Annotated in this window: 14 protein-coding genes and 2 pseudogenes; 9 read left to right on the top strand and 7 right to left on the bottom strand. The window is 58.5% G+C overall.

Annotated features, from left to right (window positions below; genetic code table 11):
• Position 1: 1 nt before the first annotated feature.
• Positions 2–640 carry an endonuclease III gene (nth, locus tag JN403_RS10660; RefSeq protein WP_122622331.1) on the top strand — a complete coding sequence of 213 codons (639 nt, stop codon included), beginning with the start codon at positions 2–4 and terminating at the stop codon, positions 638–640.
• Between the two features lie 104 nt (positions 641–744).
• Positions 745–927: a hypothetical protein gene (locus JN403_RS10655; protein WP_172609428.1), complete on the top strand. Its 183-nt coding sequence runs from the start codon at positions 745–747 to the stop codon at positions 925–927.
• A 100-nt stretch (positions 928–1,027) separates the two neighbouring features.
• On the opposite strand, the gene JN403_RS10650 is transcribed toward JN403_RS10655, so the two are convergent.
• A complete protein-coding gene (locus JN403_RS10650; protein ID WP_037012286.1) occupies positions 1,028–1,654 on the bottom strand; it encodes a response regulator transcription factor in 627 nt (208 codons plus the stop codon).
• A 1,146-nt stretch (positions 1,655–2,800) separates the two neighbouring features.
• Between JN403_RS10650 and JN403_RS10645 the strand changes: the two genes are divergently transcribed.
• Complete coding sequence (locus tag JN403_RS10645; protein WP_240356885.1) at positions 2,801–3,355, top strand: hypothetical protein; 555 nt, start codon at positions 2,801–2,803, stop codon at positions 3,353–3,355.
• Positions 3,356–3,524: 169 nt separating this feature from the next.
• Here JN403_RS10645 and JN403_RS10640 read toward each other — a convergent pair whose 3' ends face one another.
• The gene (locus JN403_RS10640) at positions 3,525–4,742 is read right to left on the bottom strand and encodes an argininosuccinate synthase (protein ID WP_065992560.1); all 1,218 of its coding nucleotides are present in this window, start codon (positions 4,740–4,742) and stop codon (positions 3,525–3,527) included.
• Between the two features lie 130 nt (positions 4,743–4,872).
• Positions 4,873–5,859 (bottom strand): OmpA family protein, encoded by a 987-nt coding sequence (locus JN403_RS10635; RefSeq protein ID WP_205486933.1) that lies wholly within the window; start codon positions 5,857–5,859, stop codon positions 4,873–4,875.
• 144 nt (positions 5,860–6,003) lie between these two features.
• Between JN403_RS10635 and pyrC the strand changes: the two genes are divergently transcribed.
• From pyrC to bfr, 4 genes are all read left to right on the top strand, one after another.
• Positions 6,004–7,050, top strand: a complete 1,047-nt coding sequence (pyrC, locus tag JN403_RS10630) for a dihydroorotase (RefSeq protein ID WP_205486932.1) — start codon at positions 6,004–6,006, stop codon at positions 7,048–7,050.
• A complete protein-coding gene (gene rnt, locus JN403_RS10625; protein ID WP_122536107.1) occupies positions 7,047–7,724 on the top strand; it encodes a ribonuclease T in 678 nt (225 codons plus the stop codon). Before pyrC ends, rnt begins: the two co-directional genes overlap by 4 nt.
• A gap of 787 nt (positions 7,725–8,511) precedes the next feature.
• On the top strand, positions 8,512–8,730 hold the full coding sequence (locus JN403_RS10620) for a bacterioferritin-associated ferredoxin (RefSeq protein ID WP_065992556.1): 219 nt from the start codon (positions 8,512–8,514) through the stop codon (positions 8,728–8,730).
• A 200-nt stretch (positions 8,731–8,930) separates the two neighbouring features.
• Positions 8,931–9,407 (top strand): bacterioferritin, encoded by a 477-nt coding sequence (gene bfr / locus JN403_RS10615; protein ID WP_037012292.1) that lies wholly within the window; start codon positions 8,931–8,933, stop codon positions 9,405–9,407.
• Positions 9,408–9,483: 76 nt separating this feature from the next.
• On the opposite strand, the gene grxD is transcribed toward bfr, so the two are convergent.
• The 3 genes and pseudogenes from grxD to JN403_RS10600 all read right to left on the bottom strand — a co-directional run bounded on the left by grxD (position 9,484) and on the right by JN403_RS10600 (position 12,477).
• A complete protein-coding gene (grxD, locus tag JN403_RS10610; RefSeq protein ID WP_122536106.1) occupies positions 9,484–9,813 on the bottom strand; it encodes a Grx4 family monothiol glutaredoxin in 330 nt (109 codons plus the stop codon).
• A gap of 107 nt (positions 9,814–9,920) precedes the next feature.
• Positions 9,921–12,028: pseudogene (locus JN403_RS10605) on the bottom strand (molybdopterin oxidoreductase family protein).
• Positions 12,029–12,174: 146 nt separating this feature from the next.
• Complete coding sequence (locus JN403_RS10600) at positions 12,175–12,477, bottom strand: hypothetical protein (protein WP_065992547.1); 303 nt, start codon at positions 12,475–12,477, stop codon at positions 12,175–12,177.
• Positions 12,478–12,925: 448 nt separating this feature from the next.
• Here JN403_RS10600 and argF point away from each other — a divergent pair, with 448 nt between their 5' ends.
• Positions 12,926–13,846: an ornithine carbamoyltransferase gene (argF, locus tag JN403_RS10595; protein ID WP_205487287.1), complete on the top strand. Its 921-nt coding sequence runs from the start codon at positions 12,926–12,928 to the stop codon at positions 13,844–13,846.
• Positions 13,843–14,940, top strand: a complete 1,098-nt coding sequence (locus JN403_RS10590; RefSeq protein ID WP_205486931.1) for an ABC transporter ATP-binding protein — start codon at positions 13,843–13,845, stop codon at positions 14,938–14,940. The genes argF and JN403_RS10590 overlap by 4 nt, the downstream gene beginning before the upstream one ends.
• 41 nt (positions 14,941–14,981) lie before the next feature.
• On the opposite strand, the pseudogene JN403_RS10585 reads toward JN403_RS10590, so the two are convergent.
• Positions 14,982–15,768 (bottom strand): annotated as a pseudogene (locus JN403_RS10585) (PhzF family phenazine biosynthesis protein).
• Positions 15,769–15,837 lie beyond the last annotated feature (69 nt).

The following is a 15,837-nucleotide window of genomic DNA, read 5'->3' as shown; positions in this document are numbered from 1 at the left end:
CATGAACGCCGTCAAACGCCTTGAGATCTTTCGTCGCCTGCACGAAGACAATCCCGATCCAAAAACGGAACTGGCCTACACCACGCCATTCGAGCTCCTGATCGCCGTGATTCTCTCGGCGCAAGCCACCGACGTCAGCGTCAACAAGGCTACGGCGCGTCTCTACCCGGTCGCCAATACGCCTCAGGCGATTTACGCGTTGGGTGTCGAGGGTTTGTCTGCCTATATCAGGACCATTGGCCTTTACAACAGCAAGGCGCGAAACGTGATCGAAACGTGCCGTCTGCTGATTGAACGGCACGGAGGGGAAGTGCCGCAAAACCGAGAAGCCCTTGAAGCACTGCCCGGCGTAGGCCGCAAGACCGCCAATGTCGTCTTGAACACAGCGTTTCGCCAGTTGGCAATGGCGGTCGACACGCATATCTTCCGGGTCAGCAACCGCACCGGCATCGCGCCGGGGAAGAATGTGGTGGAAGTTGAAAACAAACTGATGAAGTTCGTGCCCAGGGATTACCTCATGGATGCGCATCACTGGCTGATCCTTCACGGACGTTATGTGTGTGTTGCGCGCAAGCCCAGGTGTGGCAGTTGCAGAATCGAGGACCTTTGCGAGTACAAGGCCAAGACCTCTGACGATTGAACGATAGCGTCTCCGGGCTTTGATCGATTAAAAAAATCTTTTTACCCAAGCGAGGTTTGTCGCTATAAGAGGCGCCAACGACTGTTCACGCCTGAGGCTGCATCATGAGCGATGAAAAAGACACCATCGAAGTCGACGACGACTTCGTGATCGAAGAGCCGGAGGAAGTCCCAGCCGTACCGGTAGAGACCGCCAAGACCAATCTGAGCAAGCGCCGCACCATCGATAACCTGCTGGAAGAGCGTCGGTTGCAGAGGCAGCTTGCAGACTACGATTTCGATTTCTGACTGTTTCTCGCCACGTTTGCCTGAAGGCCTCTCCTGCAGAGAGGCTGGGCAAAAAAATCAACCTGATAACGCACCTTCATCCGACAAGGTTCCACGGCCATCAAACCAGCCCGTTACGTTGCGCGAGCTCGATGAGGTCCACCAGCGAATGCGCATTGAGCTTGAGCAACAGACGCGTCTTGTAGGTGCTGACGGTCTTGTTGCTTAGAAACATGCCGTCGGCAATCTCCTTGTTGGTCTTGCCACGGGCCAACTGCTGCAACACCATCATTTCCCTTCCCGACAAGCGATCCACCATCTCCGCCTCGCTGGCATTGCCGAGACTGGAGCGCACCGTGTGCAGGGCTTGGTTGGGGAAGTAACTGTAACCGGACAACACGGCCTTGATGGCGCTGAGCAATTCGGTCAGATCCTGCTGCTTGCAGACATACCCCGCCGCACCTGCCTGCATGCAGCGCATTGAAAAATGCCCTGGCGCTTGAGAGGTCAGGATCAACACTTTGAAGGCCAGCGTCATGGCCGACAATCGGGCGATAACCTCCAGACCGTCGAGCTTGGGGATACCGATGTCCAGAATGACAATGTCCGGCAGGTGCTCCCGCGCCAGTTGTAACGCATCCACGCCGTTGTCCGTCTCGGCAATGACTTCGTAGCCATGGCGTTCCATCAACATGCGCACGGCGAGCCTAATGACAGGGTGATCATCCACGATCAACACTTTATTCATGAGCAGTCCATTCTTCGCTGTTCGAATTTTCAGAGCCCGCACAATAGCTTAGTCGTTTAGTGCTTTGCATGGCGCTCCTCCCTGCAGATCAGCAGGCAAAGACCTTTCTCACTCAACCAACAGAAAAATCCTACAAAACCTGCCCTATCCGCACTATTTTTAACGATGGTCAATACAGTCTCGGTACGTGACCGCATAATGTCCAAGACCGCAAGTGATAATTTTTGAAACCTGAGTTCGATGAGCATTTATGGCTATATAAATGGCGGTTGATGCGTCGAGTTGTCCTAAGGTCGATCGACGACCTGCTGGCGCCGCCGCCCGGTTTGAACAGGCGCAAACCCATGGCTTACCGTGACGCTTGCGATAACAGGTTCCTCTTTAACACTTTGCCTGGGGCCCATGGCTTAAAACTCTTCACCTCGAGCGTTATGGCCTCAGCATATGCCCATCTGCACGGGGTGCCAGCAAACAAAAATCATAAAATATTGCAGGCCATGAACAGCATGGGCGAACGTACACACCTGGTTAAATGACAGACGGGTGCTTGACGAGTTTGATTACATATTGAAAGCTCGAAAGGACCTACGACGCGTTCGGAAATTTCCGAACAACCAGGATTAACTTTCAACCCTTCACTCCGTGCTCACGGGATCAGGAATGGGACAAAGTTACGCCACTTAACCGTCGCCGGTTCAGTACCACTTAGAAAACAGCGATTGCATTACACCACGCCTTTGGAACAACGGGGCTGCCCCGCCTCTCACGTAATACTATTCAGCCCACAACTTCCAGCACCCTCAAGCCATTCCAGAAAAATACTACATAACTAACGGATTATTATTACCGCCGAGAAAATCACGTTAAGCGCTTAAAAAGCAAACCAGAGATTTTTAAGATTTTTACTTGCCAAATCTATTACCAGTCGTTACTTTTTGATGAGCGAAAGGTTCAATCCGCCGTTAATTAGTGGCACTTATCACGATATAAAATTATTGCGCATATAAAGGCTGATGCTTCATTAGGCAGGAGGCCGGGCGCAGGCCGCTCATCGGCATGAATAAGCCATTCAGTATTTAAACGCTGTTAAGCATGAACGTCCCGGCAGTAAAGGCTGTTTAGTTGATATGTTCAAAGGAACCTACCATGACCAAGAAAATAAAATACTCCATTGGCGCAAGCAGTGACCCTATCAAACTGGCGGAGGCGGTTGAGCGGTACGTTTCCCAGGGCGGCGTGATCAACGTCATCGCAGAAGGTGAGTCACGGGGGAGCGAGGCATCCAGACAAACCCGGGAGGCCGACCCGAAGGCGGAACTGTGCACCAAGGTCGATCTGCTCAAGGGGCTTGTGGCCAAGGGAGCCGGGGTTGCCGCGTTGCAGTACTCGCTGCGCATGAATCAGAAGGACATCAAGCGCCTGGCGAGCGAGAACGGCCTGAAGATCCGCTATTGCCAACCTGTTCGCCGGTCACGTACGTCTCGGCAAAGAGAGCCCGCCACGATAAACGATGCTACGGCCGGACATGCCATGCATTACTCGGCTTTGGGCTATACCGTTCCGGAAATCGCTCAACTATTGGGCGTCGGGATACGCGATATCTGGGACATCGGCAAAGCCTACCGTTTTGAGTTTCGAACAACTTCCCGGGGAGAAATGGCTGAGAAAATCATCGACGACGAGACCGATTTACCAACATGACTCAGACGTAATGGAAAGCGAGAGTGCGTATTTCACCGTCCGTAAGCCCGGCAAATAATCGGCCGAAGTGGGATCAGGAAGGTTTGCAGGTGAACCACCAACAGCACACGGGTGGACGCTTAATGAGTGCAGCACCGAAACAAGGGCTGCACTCCACTCACGACAGCGATCAGAACAACTTGCGGCCCTTGTTCGCCGCAATACGCATGCGCAGCGCGTTGAGCTTGATGAAGCCAGCAGCGTCTGCCTGGTTGTACGCGCCGCCGTCTTCTTCGAACGTCGCGATGTTGGCATCGAACAGCGACTCGTCGGACTTGCGACCGGTCACGATTACATTGCCTTTATAAAGCTTCAAGCGCACGACGCCATTCACATGGGCCTGCGACGCATCGATCATTTGCTGCAGCATCAGACGCTCAGGGCTCCACCAGTAACCGGTGTAGATCAGGCTGGCGTACTTGGGCATGAGCTCGTCTTTCAGGTGAGCGACTTCGCGGTCCAGGGTGATCGATTCGATCGCACGGTGACCACGCAGCATGATAGTGCCGCCCGGGGTCTCGTAGCAGCCGCGGGACTTCATGCCGACGTAGCGATTCTCGACGATATCCAGACGACCGATGCCGTGCTCGCCGCCAATGCGGTTCAAGGTGGCGAGTACGGTGGCCGGAGTCATCTCAACGCCGTCCAGCGCCACGATGTCGCCGTTGCGGTAGGTCAGCTCCAGGTACTGCGGCTTGTCCGGCGCGTTTTCCGGCGACACTGTCCACCGCCACATGTCTTCTTCGTGCTCGGTCCAGGTGTCTTCCAGCACGCCGCCTTCATAGGAGATGTGCAGCAGGTTGGCGTCCATGGAGTACGGGGATTTTTTCTTGCCGTGACGCTCGATCGGGATGGCGTGCTTCTCGGCGTAGTCCATCAACTTCTCGCGGGACAGCAGGTCCCACTCACGCCATGGCGCAATGACTTTCACACCAGGCTTGAGCGCATAAGCACCCAGCTCGAAGCGAACCTGGTCGTTGCCTTTGCCGGTGGCGCCGTGGGAAATGGCGTCAGCGCCAGTTTCGTTGGCGATTTCGATCAGTCGTTTGGCGATCAGGGGACGCGCGATGGAAGTACCCAGCAGGTACTCGCCTTCGTAGACGGTGTTGGCGCGGAACATCGGGAACACGAAATCACGCACGAATTCTTCGCGCAGGTCGTCGATGTAGATTTCCTTGACGCCCATGGCTTGCGCCTTGGCGCGTGCTGGCTCGACTTCTTCGCCCTGACCCAGGTCAGCGGTGAAGGTCACCACCTCGCAGTTGTACGTATCTTGCAGCCACTTGAGGATTACCGAAGTATCCAGGCCACCGGAATACGCGAGAACTACCTTGTTTACGTCCGCCATGCCATCACTCCAACGCGTTGTACGGAAAACCGACGAGTCTACCGATCACGCGCGGGAATTTACAGTGTCGCGACAGCTTCTGACGGCAAAGCGACAGATTCTGTCAGTCAGACGACTTTACCGCCCTTGGTCAAGAGGCCTTGGTGGGGGCCGCACTTGCCGCTGTAACAGGCGCAGCGCCAGGGGTTGGGGCTGCGGCAGGCGCAGGCACCGGGGCTGGTATCGGAGCAGGTGCAGCAGCCGGCGGCACGGCTGGAGTCTGCTGCGCCACACGCTCCAGGTGGATGTTCACTCGGCGGTTGCGCGCGCGGTTGGCGTTGTTGGTGTTAGGCGCCAGCGGGTACTGCTCGCCGTGGAAGCGCAGGGTGATCTGTTCTTCCGGGATGCCCTGGGCTTTAAGGTAGTCCATGACCGACAGCGCACGGCGCCGCGACAGATCACGGTTGGTCAACCGGTTGCCGCTGTTATCGGAGTGACCGTCCAGTTCGACGTGATTGACCGTCGGATCGGCCTTCATATAAGCCAGCACGGTGTCCAGCTTGCGCTTGGCGGACGCATCCAACTCGATGCCGCCGCCGGGGAAGCCGATCTCGGATTGCCGCACCTGTTCGAAATTCATCGGCAACAGCTTCGCCGTACACACTTGAAAATCGCCGTAGGCCTTGCTGAATTTGACCGGCAGCAGGCGGACTTCCATGGCGCCCCCGCCATCGCGCAGTGAGTGACGAATCACCGGACTGCGCCCTTCCATCAGGCCCGCGATCAATCGCGTGGCCTGGGCCTGATTGGTATTGAAAGGAATCTCGCCGCTGCTGACTTTTACCGCGCCAAGATTGAGATCGCTGCGCCCCGGCTGCCACGGCGCCGCGGCGGCAATCAACATGGCCGACCCGGATGCCAGACTGTAGCCATTTGCTTTCAAGCGAAACGTCGGCTGTTCGCCCGCGCGCCGCACGAACTCGCCCGCACCGAAATCGGCGATAGGTTGAGTCAGTCTGCATTCGAACTGATCGCCTTCCACCTTCCACTCAATATTCTCCAGACGCGTCTGGAAAGTGAGCGCCATGGCCGGCAGGCTGGCAAACGCGCTGAGCAGGGCTAGATATCGCTGGCGCACGGGAGGCTCCACTAAATTCACGTGTAACAAGATTTATGACTTACACGTGGCTATCGGTAACTTCCCGCAAAACTTGATAGCGAGTGCCTGGAGGAGTCTTTTCCGGTAGCATTCCCAGCGAGTTTGACCCGCCTGGAATCCCCAATGTCCGAACGCCTGACCCTCCTGCGCCCCGACGACTGGCACATCCATCTTCGAGATGGCGCTGTTTTGCCCCACACCGTCGCCGACGTAGCGCGCACTTTTGGCCGCGCGATCATCATGCCGAACCTCGTGCCGCCGGTACGCAACGCAGAGCAAGCAGACGCCTATCGTCAGCGCATCCTCGCCGCGCGCCCGCAAGGCAGCCGTTTCGAGCCGCTGATGGTGCTCTACCTCACCGACCTGACGCAGCCCGAAGAAATTCGCGCCGCGAAGGCCAGTGGTTTCGTTTATGCCGCCAAGTTGTACCCGGCAGGCGCCACTACTAATTCCGATTCGGGCGTGACCAGCGTCAACAAGATATTCCCGGTGCTTGAGGCGATGGCCGAAGTGGGCCTGCCGCTGCTCATCCACGGCGAAGTGACCCGCGGCGACATCGACGTGTTCGACCGCGAAAAGATTTTTATCGACGAGCACATGCGTCGTGTCGTCGAGCGTTTTCCGACGCTGAAGGTGGTGTTCGAACACATCACTACCGCGGATGCCGTGCAGTTCGTCAATGAAGCGTCGGCCAATGTGGGCGCAACCATCACTGCCCACCATTTGCTGTACAACCGCAACCATATGCTGGTGGGCGGCATTCGCCCTCACTTCTATTGCCTGCCGATTCTCAAGCGCAATACCCACCAGGTCGCCCTGCTGGATGCCGCCACCAGCGGCAACAGCAAGTTCTTCCTCGGCACGGACTCAGCGCCCCATGCGCAGCACGCAAAAGAAGCGGCGTGCGGTTGCGCCGGCTGCTATACCGCGTTTGCTGCCATCGAGCTTTACGCCGAGGCATTTGAATCACGCAATGCGCTGGACAAGCTGGAAGGTTTCGCCAGTCTGCACGGCCCGGCATTCTATGGCCTGCCGACCAACACCGACACTATTACCCTGGTTCGCGACGAGTGGACGGCCCCCGCCAGCCTGCCGTTTGGCGAGCTTTCTGTCATCCCGCTGCGCGCCGGTGAAAAACTGCGCTGGCGTCTGCTGGAGCAACACGCGTGAGTGAAGAACATTATGAAGACGAGCAAGAAGGCTCCGGTGGCGGTACAGGGTCCCGGCACCCGATGGCTGCCCGTTTTCGCGGTTACCTGCCTGTGGTCGTTGACGTAGAAACAGGCGGATTCAACTGCGCCACCGATGCGTTGCTGGAAATCGCAGCGACGACGATTGGCATGGACGAGAAAGGCTTTGTCTTTCCGGACCACACGTATTTCTTCCGTGTTGAGCCCTTCGAAGGCGCCAATGTCGAAGCGGCGGCGCTGGAGTTCACCGGCATCAAGCTGGATCATCCGCTGCGCATGGCCGTGAGTGAAGAAACGGCGCTGACGGACATCTTCCGCGGCATCCGCAAGGCACTGAAGGCCAACGGCTGCAAGCGCGCCATTCTGGTCGGTCACAATGCCAGCTTCGACCTCGGCTTTCTCAACGCGGCGGTTGCACGACTGGACATGAAACGTAACCCGTTTCACCCGTTCTCCAGCTTCGACACCGCGACGCTGGCGGGCCTGGCGTACGGTCAGACTGTCCTGGCCAAAGCCTGCCAGTCGGCGGACATTGATTTCGACGGTCGCGAGGCCCATTCGGCCCGTTACGACACCGAGAAAACCGCCGAGCTGTTCTGCGGCATCGTCAACCGCTGGAAAGAAATGGGCGGCTGGCACGACTTCAACGACTGAGTCGATGTCGCTGTGCAATGAATGAATAAACCGGCCTAAGTGGCCGGTTTTTTTATGGGACGGAGATCGAAAGGCAGTGATCGGCTCAAACTCCGTCAGTGCCCGGACTGGCCCTTTACCGGCTGAAGCCGGCCCCACTAAAAGCAGCGCGTGCATTCAGCGGGACCGGCTACAGGTGACGCGGAGCGTCACAGGATGCATGCCCACGCAGAGCGCGGGAACGATCAAACGACGTTCAGCGTCCCGACTGGCCCCTTCCCGGCTAAAGCCGGTCCCACTAAAAAGCACGTCGCGTACAACAGGTTGGATCGGCTTCAGCCGGGAAGCTCTTGATCTGCTCTTGATCCGCTTTTGATCTTTTTACGCAAAAGGCTCAGTCACCGCCAAACGCGACTTGGGTGCAGGCTGAACGCAGGTTTCGCGCAGTGGGCCGAGCGGCATGGATGCCGCGAGAGCCGCCCCCGCCATGGATGGCGGATGGCGGCGGGCCCACGGAGCGAAACCGGAGTGAAGGAACCCTGACGAAGGAAGGGCCCAACCAGGAGCAGGGCCTTTTTGGTTACTTTTTCGGCTCTTGGAAAAAGTGACCCGCCGTAAGGGCGGAACCATAATCAGCAACACCGCCGATAATGGATATACACACAAGCCCCATAAGCGATCAGGCCTATGAGCGCATCCGACCACTCATCGGAGGTGACGTACGGAAAGCCTGAGTAGTTTTGACAAGCATTCTCATTAACATTAGTATCCCTCGCATTGAGCCAATCACTCAGCGACGGTTTCTTATATGTATGTCTGCCTCTGCCAAGGTGTTACCGACGGACAAATCCGTGAAGCAATCATGGAAGGATGCTGCAGCTATCGTGACGTCCGCGAGACCCTAGGGGTCGCCAGCAAGTGTGGGAAATGTGCCTGCCTGGCGAAGGAAGTGGTGCGTGAAACCCTCACCGAGCTGCAAACCAGCCATGCCGCCCTCGCCTATCCCGCAGAATTTTCAGCTGCCTGAATAACCGCTTTCAGACAAAACCGGACAGTGTCCGGTTTTTTTATGCCTTTAATTCAATCGCTTAGCAACAAGATGCGGAACACAAACATTCTTATTCCTATTTATTTTCACTTATTATTCAATAACTTAGGTTTGACAGAGTTATATAGGGGGCTCAGACTTGCCGCCTGTATTACCTATACCTTCGACAGGACCCGATCATGAAAGGCGACATCACAGTCATCCAGCATCTCAACAAGATCCTCGGTAACGAGCTGGTCGCGATCAATCAATACTTCCTGCATGCGCGCATGTATGAGGACTGGGGCCTGAACAAGTTGGGCAAACACGAGTACCACGAATCCATCGACGAGATGAAACACGCTGACAAACTGATCAAGCGCATCCTGTTTCTGGAAGGCCTCCCGAACCTCCAGGACCTGGGCAAGATCCTGATCGGTGAACACACCAAGGAAATGCTCGAGTGTGACCTGCGCATCGAGCGCAAGGGCCACGCCGACCTTAAGGCCGCGATCGCGCACTGCGAAACCGTGGGTGACTTCGGCAGCCGCGAGATGCTGGAAGACATTCTGGAATCGGAAGAAGAACACATCGACTGGCTGGAAACCCAGCTGGGCCTGATCGACAAGGTCGGCATCGAGAACTACCTGCAATCGCAGATGGGCGAAGAGGGCTGATTCCAGCCCCTAACACCGCCCAATAAAAAGCCCCGCGTCTCGGCAGAGAGCGGGGCTTTTTTACGACCGCCGAAAATCAGGCAGTGGCGTTTTTCGCAACAGCGGCTTTCACCAGTTCCTGCAGGGAACCGTCAGCCTGCATTTCAGTGATGATGTCGCTACCGCCGACCAGCTCACCACCGACCCACAGCTGCGGGAAAGTCGGCCAGTTGGCGTACTTCGGCAGGTTGGCGCGGATTTCCGGGTTCTGCAGGATATCGACGTACGCGAACTTTTCGCCACACGCCATCAGTGCCTGAGAAGCCTTGGCCGAGAAGCCGCACTGCGGGGCGTTCGGAGCGCCTTTCATGTAAAGCAGAACGGTGTTGTTGGCAATCTGGTCTTTAATCGTTTCGATAATATCCATGGAGCACCTCGGCTAAACTTTACGACTGTATGTGTCGACACGGTGGCGCATTCTAAACGATTCCCGAGCATAACGCTCGGTCTTGGCCTTGAACGCCCCAATGAGCGTTATGCCGCCGCAACCGTAACCGGCACCCCGTTCAACACCGCGTTCCCGGAAATCCCGTCCAGCGCCCGCTCGTCCGTCAGGTCATTCGCGCTATCACCGGGCTGGGCCGTCGCGATGTCCATCTTCACGCCCGGACGACCGTGGCCCCAGCCATGGGGGAGGCTGACGACCCCACGCATCATGTCGACGCTGCCCATGACTTCGACCTCGATTACGCCGACCCGCGAGCTGACCCTGACCCGCTGACCGTCAATCAACCCTCGGCTGAGCAAGTCGTCGGGGTGCATCAACAACTGATGCCGCGGCTTGCCCTTCACCAAGCGATGGAAGTTGTGCATCCATGAATTATTGCTGCGCACATGACGCCTGCCGATGAGCATGAGGCCATCGGCCTGCGCCTCAGGCTGCGCGGCAAAACGGGCCAGGTCTGCCAGAATAACTGGCGGCGCGGCCTGCACGCGCTGGTTCGCAGTCTTGAGGCGCGCAGCAAGGTTGGGCTTGAGCGGCCCGAGGTCCAGACCATGGGGATACTGCGCCAGCGTCTCCAGCGACAGCTTCAGCGGGGACGCATCACCGTACAACCCGGCGCGCAAACCGCGATCGACCATCTGCGCCGGCGGCATCGTCGGTTTGAGGTCGCGGCCGGTTTTCAGCGCAAACGCCTGCGCGAGGCCGACAAAGATTTCCCAGTCGTGCAGCGCGCCCTCGGGCTTGGCGAGGATCGCGCGGTTGAAACGGGTGACGTTGCGCACGGCGAACATATTGAACGTGGTGTCGTAGTGGTCGTTTTCCAGCGCGGAGGTCGACGGCAGGATCAGGTCTGCGTGCAGCGTGGTCTCGTTGATGTACAAGTCGACGCTGACCATGAACTCCAGCCCCTCGAGCGCGGTGTCAAGCTGACGGCCGTTGGGCGTCGACAGTACCGGGTTGCCAGCGACCGTAATCAGCGCCTTGATCTGCCCCTCCCCGGGGTCAGCATTTCTTCGGCCAGCGCAGAAACCGGCAGCTCGCCGCCGTACTCCGGCAGTTGCGAGACGCGGCTGTGCCAGCGATTGAAGCTGCCTCCAGAGGTCGAAGCCACCAGATCCAGCGCGGGCTCGGTACACAGCGCACCGCCTGCACGGTCAAGATTGCCGGTGACCAGATTGATCAGTTGCACCAGCCAGTGGCATAGCGTCCCGAACGCCTGGGTGGAAATACCCATACGCCCGTAACACACACCGCTTTTGGCAGCGGCAAAGTCCCGCGCGAGCTGCCTGATTTGCTCGGCAGGCACCCCGCATCGAGGACTCATGGCGTCGGCGTTCATCTCGCTGACGGCCGCGCGAACGTCCTCCAGGCCATCAACGGCAAGATGGCTTTCGCGGGTCAGGCCTTCGGCAAACAGGGTGTGCAGCAAGCCGAACAGCAACGCCGCATCGCCCCCGGGACGGATGAACAGGTGCTGATCGGCAATGGCGGCGGTCTCGCTGCGGCGCGGATCGACCACGACGACTTTACCGCCGCGGGCCTGAATCGCTTTCAGACGCTTCTCGACATCCGGCACGGTCATGATGCTGCCGTTGGACGCCAGCGGATTGCCGCCGAGGATGAGCATGAAATCGGTGTGGTCAATGTCGGCGATGGGCAGCAGCAGGCCGTGGCCGTACATCAAATGACTGGTCAGGTGGTGGGGCAGTTGGTCCACGGACGTTGCAGAATAGCGGTTACGGGTTTTCAGCAGCCCGAGAAAATAATTGCTGTGGGTCATCAGCCCATAGTTGTGGACGCTGGGGTTGCCCTGATACACCGCCACCGCGTTCTGGCCATGACGCGCCTGAATATCGGCCAGGCGCTCGGCGATCAGATCAAACGCGGCCTGCCATTCGATCGGCTGCCAGTCGTTGCCAAACCGGCGCATGGGCTGGCGAAGGCGATCGGGGTCGTTCTGGATATCCTGCAACGCGACGGCTTTGGGACAGATATGCCCGCGACTGAACGTGTCCTGCGCATCGCCCTTGATCGAGGTGATCAGGAGAGTGGCATCGTCCTGCAGGGTGGTTTCGAGGGTGAGGCCGCAAATCGCCTCGCACAGGTGGCAGGCACGGTGGTGGAGAGTCTTGGTCATCGCCAGCCTCAAGTTTTTATAGGGCGATCAACCGATCGCGGGTACAAAACTATGGGACTTGTAGGGGTGATGCGCCAGAAATGTCAGTGCCGTGAATCGGGCGGCATCAGGCGAGCCGATAGCTCACCTGATAGAAGGAACGTTGCTCAGGAAGCAGAGCCACCGATGGGCGTGACCACCTTGCGCTGCATCTGCACTTCATGAACCGTTTCGATCTGCTCTTGAGACACCTGAATGCCGGTGAGTTCGCCGATCAGCCGCCAGTGTTCGTCGAGTCCGGCGCTGATGGTTGCCATACGATCGATCATACGGCGTCCCGCAGAGCGTGTTACCTCGTCTTCACTGCGCATCAGCTCGAACGACATCGACGTCATGGACGCCGTGAGGTGCGTAAGGGTTCGAGCGGTCAGCCCGAGCAGTTCCGTCAGTTGTTGCTCTTTTGAATCCATTCCCCACCTCTTCTGGAGGACATAAGCGGCCTTTATAACCCACGCCGATGGTTTAAGAAACGTCCGGGTTTCCGCGGCGTGAAGCATGTCGCATAAGGCTGCACAGTGGTTTGCGACTATTACAGATCAGACAGCAGTTGCGAGACGCCAAAAGGCGTCACAAGCGGCCAGCCTTATCGGGACTAATGCGATGGCGAATGGCCTGCGCAGAAACATGACTGTAGCACTTCGTTACATGAAAAGCGTCCTGTGAGCGCCGCTTTCAGGCTACCGAACGTCCGACGAGGATTTTCCGTCACGGCGGCCCTTGGCATCAGGCGACATTTTCTTATACCCTCGCGCCTTCCCTATTCGTCGCCCCGTGCGGCTTTCGCCGCAGGTCTCGCCCGTTTTTCAGAAAAACCCGGCTTTGAGGATCTGCGGTCTGTTGCAGACAAGGTAGTTAATGATGAGCGCAAGGCACTTTCTCTCGATGATGGACTACACCCCCGCTGAGCTGGTCGGGGTGATTCGTCGCGGCATTGAGCTGAAAGATCTGCGAAATCGAGGCGTGCTCTTCGAGCCATTGAAGGGCCGCATCCTGGCGATGATCTTCGAAAAATCCTCGACACGGACACGTGTTTCGTTCGAAGCCGGGATGATCCAGCTCGGCGGCCAGGCCATCTTTCTCTCGCCCAGGGACACCCAGCTAGGCCGTGGCGAGCCGATTGCCGATGGCGCGCGGGTCATGTCGCGGATGGTAGACGCCGTGATGATTCGTACGTTCGCCCACAGCAACCTCACCGAGTTCGCCGCCCATTCCCGCGTGCCGGTGATCAACGGCCTCTCCGATGACCTTCATCCCTGCCAACTGCTGGCCGACATGCAGACGTTCCTTGAGCACCGCGGCTCCATTCAGGGCAAGACCGTTGCATGGATCGGCGATGGCAACAACATGTGCAACAGCTATATAGAGGCAGCCATTCAGTTCGACTTTAATTTGCGGGTCGCCTGCCCGGAAGGCTACGAACCCAGTGCGCATTACCTGGCCCTGGCGGGCGATCGCGTGACCCTGACCCGTGATCCCCAAGAAGCGGTAAAAGGTGCGCATCTGGTCTCCACCGATGTGTGGACGTCCATGGGCCAGGAAGAAGAAGCCGCCCGGCGTCTGGCCCTGTTCAAGCCGTTCCAGGTCACTCGCGCGATGCTCGACCGCGCGGCTGAAGACGTGATTTTCATGCACTGCCTGCCGGCGCACCGCGGCGAAGAAATCAGCGAAGACTTGCTGGACGACCCGCGTTCGGTGGCGTGGGATCAGGCGGAGAACCGGCTGCATGCGCAGAAAGCCCTGCTCGAATTCCTCGTCGCCCCGGCCTTGACCACCCCATGAGTCAGCCCCTGCTGCTGACCCTGCATAACCTGGCCTGTGGTTATCAGGACCAACGTGTGGTGCAAAAACTCAATTTGCACCTGAATGCAGGCGACATCGGTTGCCTGCTGGGTTCGTCCGGCTGCGGCAAAACCACCACCCTGCGCGCCATCGCCGGTTTCGAGCCGGTGCACGAGGGCGAGATCACGCTGGCAGGCGAAGTCATTTCACGGGCCGGGTTTACCCTGGCCCCGGAGAAGCGCCGGATCGGCATGGTCTTTCAGGACTACGCTCTGTTCCCGCACCTCACGGTCGCCGACAACATTGCCTTCGGCATCCGCAACCATCCGCGCCAGAAACAGGTGGTTCAGGAGATGCTGGAGCTGGTCAATCTAGGCGCGCTGAGCACCCGTCATCCCCATGAGCTTTCCGGTGGACAGCAGCAACGTGTGGCGCTGGCCCGTGCGCTCGCCCCCGAGCCGCAGTTGTTGCTGCTCGATGAACCGTTCTCAAATCTGGATGGCGAGCTGCGCCGGCGCCTGAGCCACGAAGTGCGCGACATCCTCAAAGCCCGTGGCACCAGCGCGATTCTGGTCACCCACGACCAGGAAGAAGCCTTTGCCGTAAGCGATCACGTCGGCGTGTTCAAGGACGGTCGGCTGGAGCAGTGGGACACGCCCTACAACCTGTATCACGAGCCGGCGACGCCTTATGTCGCCAGCTTCGTCGGTCAGGGGTATTTCATTCGCGGGCAACTGATCGATGCCGAATCGGTGCAGACCGAGTTGGGGGTTCTGCGGGGCAATCGAGCCTACCCCGGCGCGAAGGGGACGCCGACGGAGGTGCTGCTGCGCCCTGATGACATCATTTATGCGCCCGACAGCCCGATCAAGGCCCGGGTTGCGAGCCTGACGTTTCAGGGCGCGGCCACCCTGTATCGCCTGCAGTTGTCGACCGGTACACAGTTGGAAGCGTTGTTCCCCAGCCACGTGGATCTGCGCGCCGGGGATCAGGTCGGCTTCGAAGTCTCGGCCGAGCATCTGGTGCTGTTTCCAACGTCCGGCAGCGTGCCGGTGCATCGGAGCGTTCCCGTGCATCGGGACGTGGCGGTCTGACGGCCTGTCATTCTCGGTCAGGCGCTTTCAGGCGAATATCATTAGCTCAATATTAACGCGCCACTGGCCACCAGCGTCGCGTGCCCGCCGATCTTCACGCGTTCACCTTCCAGCCGGCAGAACAGCTCCCTCCCCGCGCAGACGCCTGATAACCCGTCAGGCTGAATTTGTTGAGACGGGCCGACCAGTAGGGAATCAGGCTGCAGTGCGTCGAGCCCGTGACCGGGTCTTCATTGACGCCGATGCTCGGCGCAAAGTAGCGCGAGACAAAATCGTAGCGTTCGCCGTCACCCTTGGCGGTCACGATTACCCCAGGCCACGGCAAACGCGCGATGGCGGCGAAGTCGGGCTTGCAATCGCGAACAGCCTGCTCGGACTCCAGCACCACGAGCAATTCCGCAGCGCTCAGCACGTCGACAACTTCCATGCCGAGGGCACGCTCGATTTCCACCGTCACGCCTTGCTCGGCGGGCGGCATCGAGGGAAATCCAGGACCAGCCGGCTGTTCTCACGGCTCACACTCAACGGCCCGGATTTGCCAGTGAAGTGGATGACTTCGGCCTTTTCGGCGTACTTCTCGAACAGCACAAACGCGCTGGCCAGGGTCGCATGCCCGCACAGTGGTACTTCATGGGTCGGGGTAAACCAGCGGATATGCCAGCCCGGGGGTTCGCGGACCAGAAACGCGGTCTCCGACAAATTGTGCTCTGCAGCAATTTGCTGCATCAGTTGATCGGAAAGCCAGGCGTCGAGGCGGTAGACCATCGCCGGGTTGCCTGCGAAGGCGCGGTCGGTGAAGGCGTCGACCTGATGGAATTCAAGCTGCATGGAAGGCATCCCCGAGTGAATAGGCGCGGCAACCCGGTTCGGGCGCAGCGGGTCTGCGGTCAGTTTCAC

The sequence above is a fragment of the Pseudomonas sp. 15A4 genome (assembly GCF_016925575.1).
Classification (GTDB): domain Bacteria; phylum Pseudomonadota; class Gammaproteobacteria; order Pseudomonadales; family Pseudomonadaceae; genus Aquipseudomonas.
Note: the sequence above shows the minus strand (reverse complement) of the source record. Positions and strands in the feature narration are given on the sequence as shown.

Coding starts and splice junctions, on each gene's coding strand:
- bfr (WP_037012292.1), top strand. CDS start 8,931: ATGAAAGGCGACATCACAGTCATCCAGCATCTCAACAAGATCCTCGGT.
- JN403_RS10655 (WP_172609428.1), top strand. CDS start 745: ATGAGCGATGAAAAAGACACCATCGAAGTCGACGACGACTTCGTGATC.
- JN403_RS10640 (WP_065992560.1), bottom strand. CDS start 4,742: ATGGCGGACGTAAACAAGGTAGTTCTCGCGTATTCCGGTGGCCTGGAT.
- JN403_RS10620 (WP_065992556.1), top strand. CDS start 8,512: ATGTATGTCTGCCTCTGCCAAGGTGTTACCGACGGACAAATCCGTGAA.
- JN403_RS10590 (WP_205486931.1), top strand. CDS start 13,843: ATGAGTCAGCCCCTGCTGCTGACCCTGCATAACCTGGCCTGTGGTTAT.
- nth (WP_122622331.1), top strand. CDS start 2: ATGAACGCCGTCAAACGCCTTGAGATCTTTCGTCGCCTGCACGAAGAC.
- argF (WP_205487287.1), top strand. CDS start 12,926: ATGAGCGCAAGGCACTTTCTCTCGATGATGGACTACACCCCCGCTGAG.
- JN403_RS10650 (WP_037012286.1), bottom strand. CDS start 1,654: ATGAATAAAGTGTTGATCGTGGATGATCACCCTGTCATTAGGCTCGCC.
- pyrC (WP_205486932.1), top strand. CDS start 6,004: ATGTCCGAACGCCTGACCCTCCTGCGCCCCGACGACTGGCACATCCAT.
- JN403_RS10600 (WP_065992547.1), bottom strand. CDS start 12,477: ATGGATTCAAAAGAGCAACAACTGACGGAACTGCTCGGGCTGACCGCT.
- JN403_RS10645 (WP_240356885.1), top strand. CDS start 2,801: ATGACCAAGAAAATAAAATACTCCATTGGCGCAAGCAGTGACCCTATC.
- grxD (WP_122536106.1), bottom strand. CDS start 9,813: ATGGATATTATCGAAACGATTAAAGACCAGATTGCCAACAACACCGTT.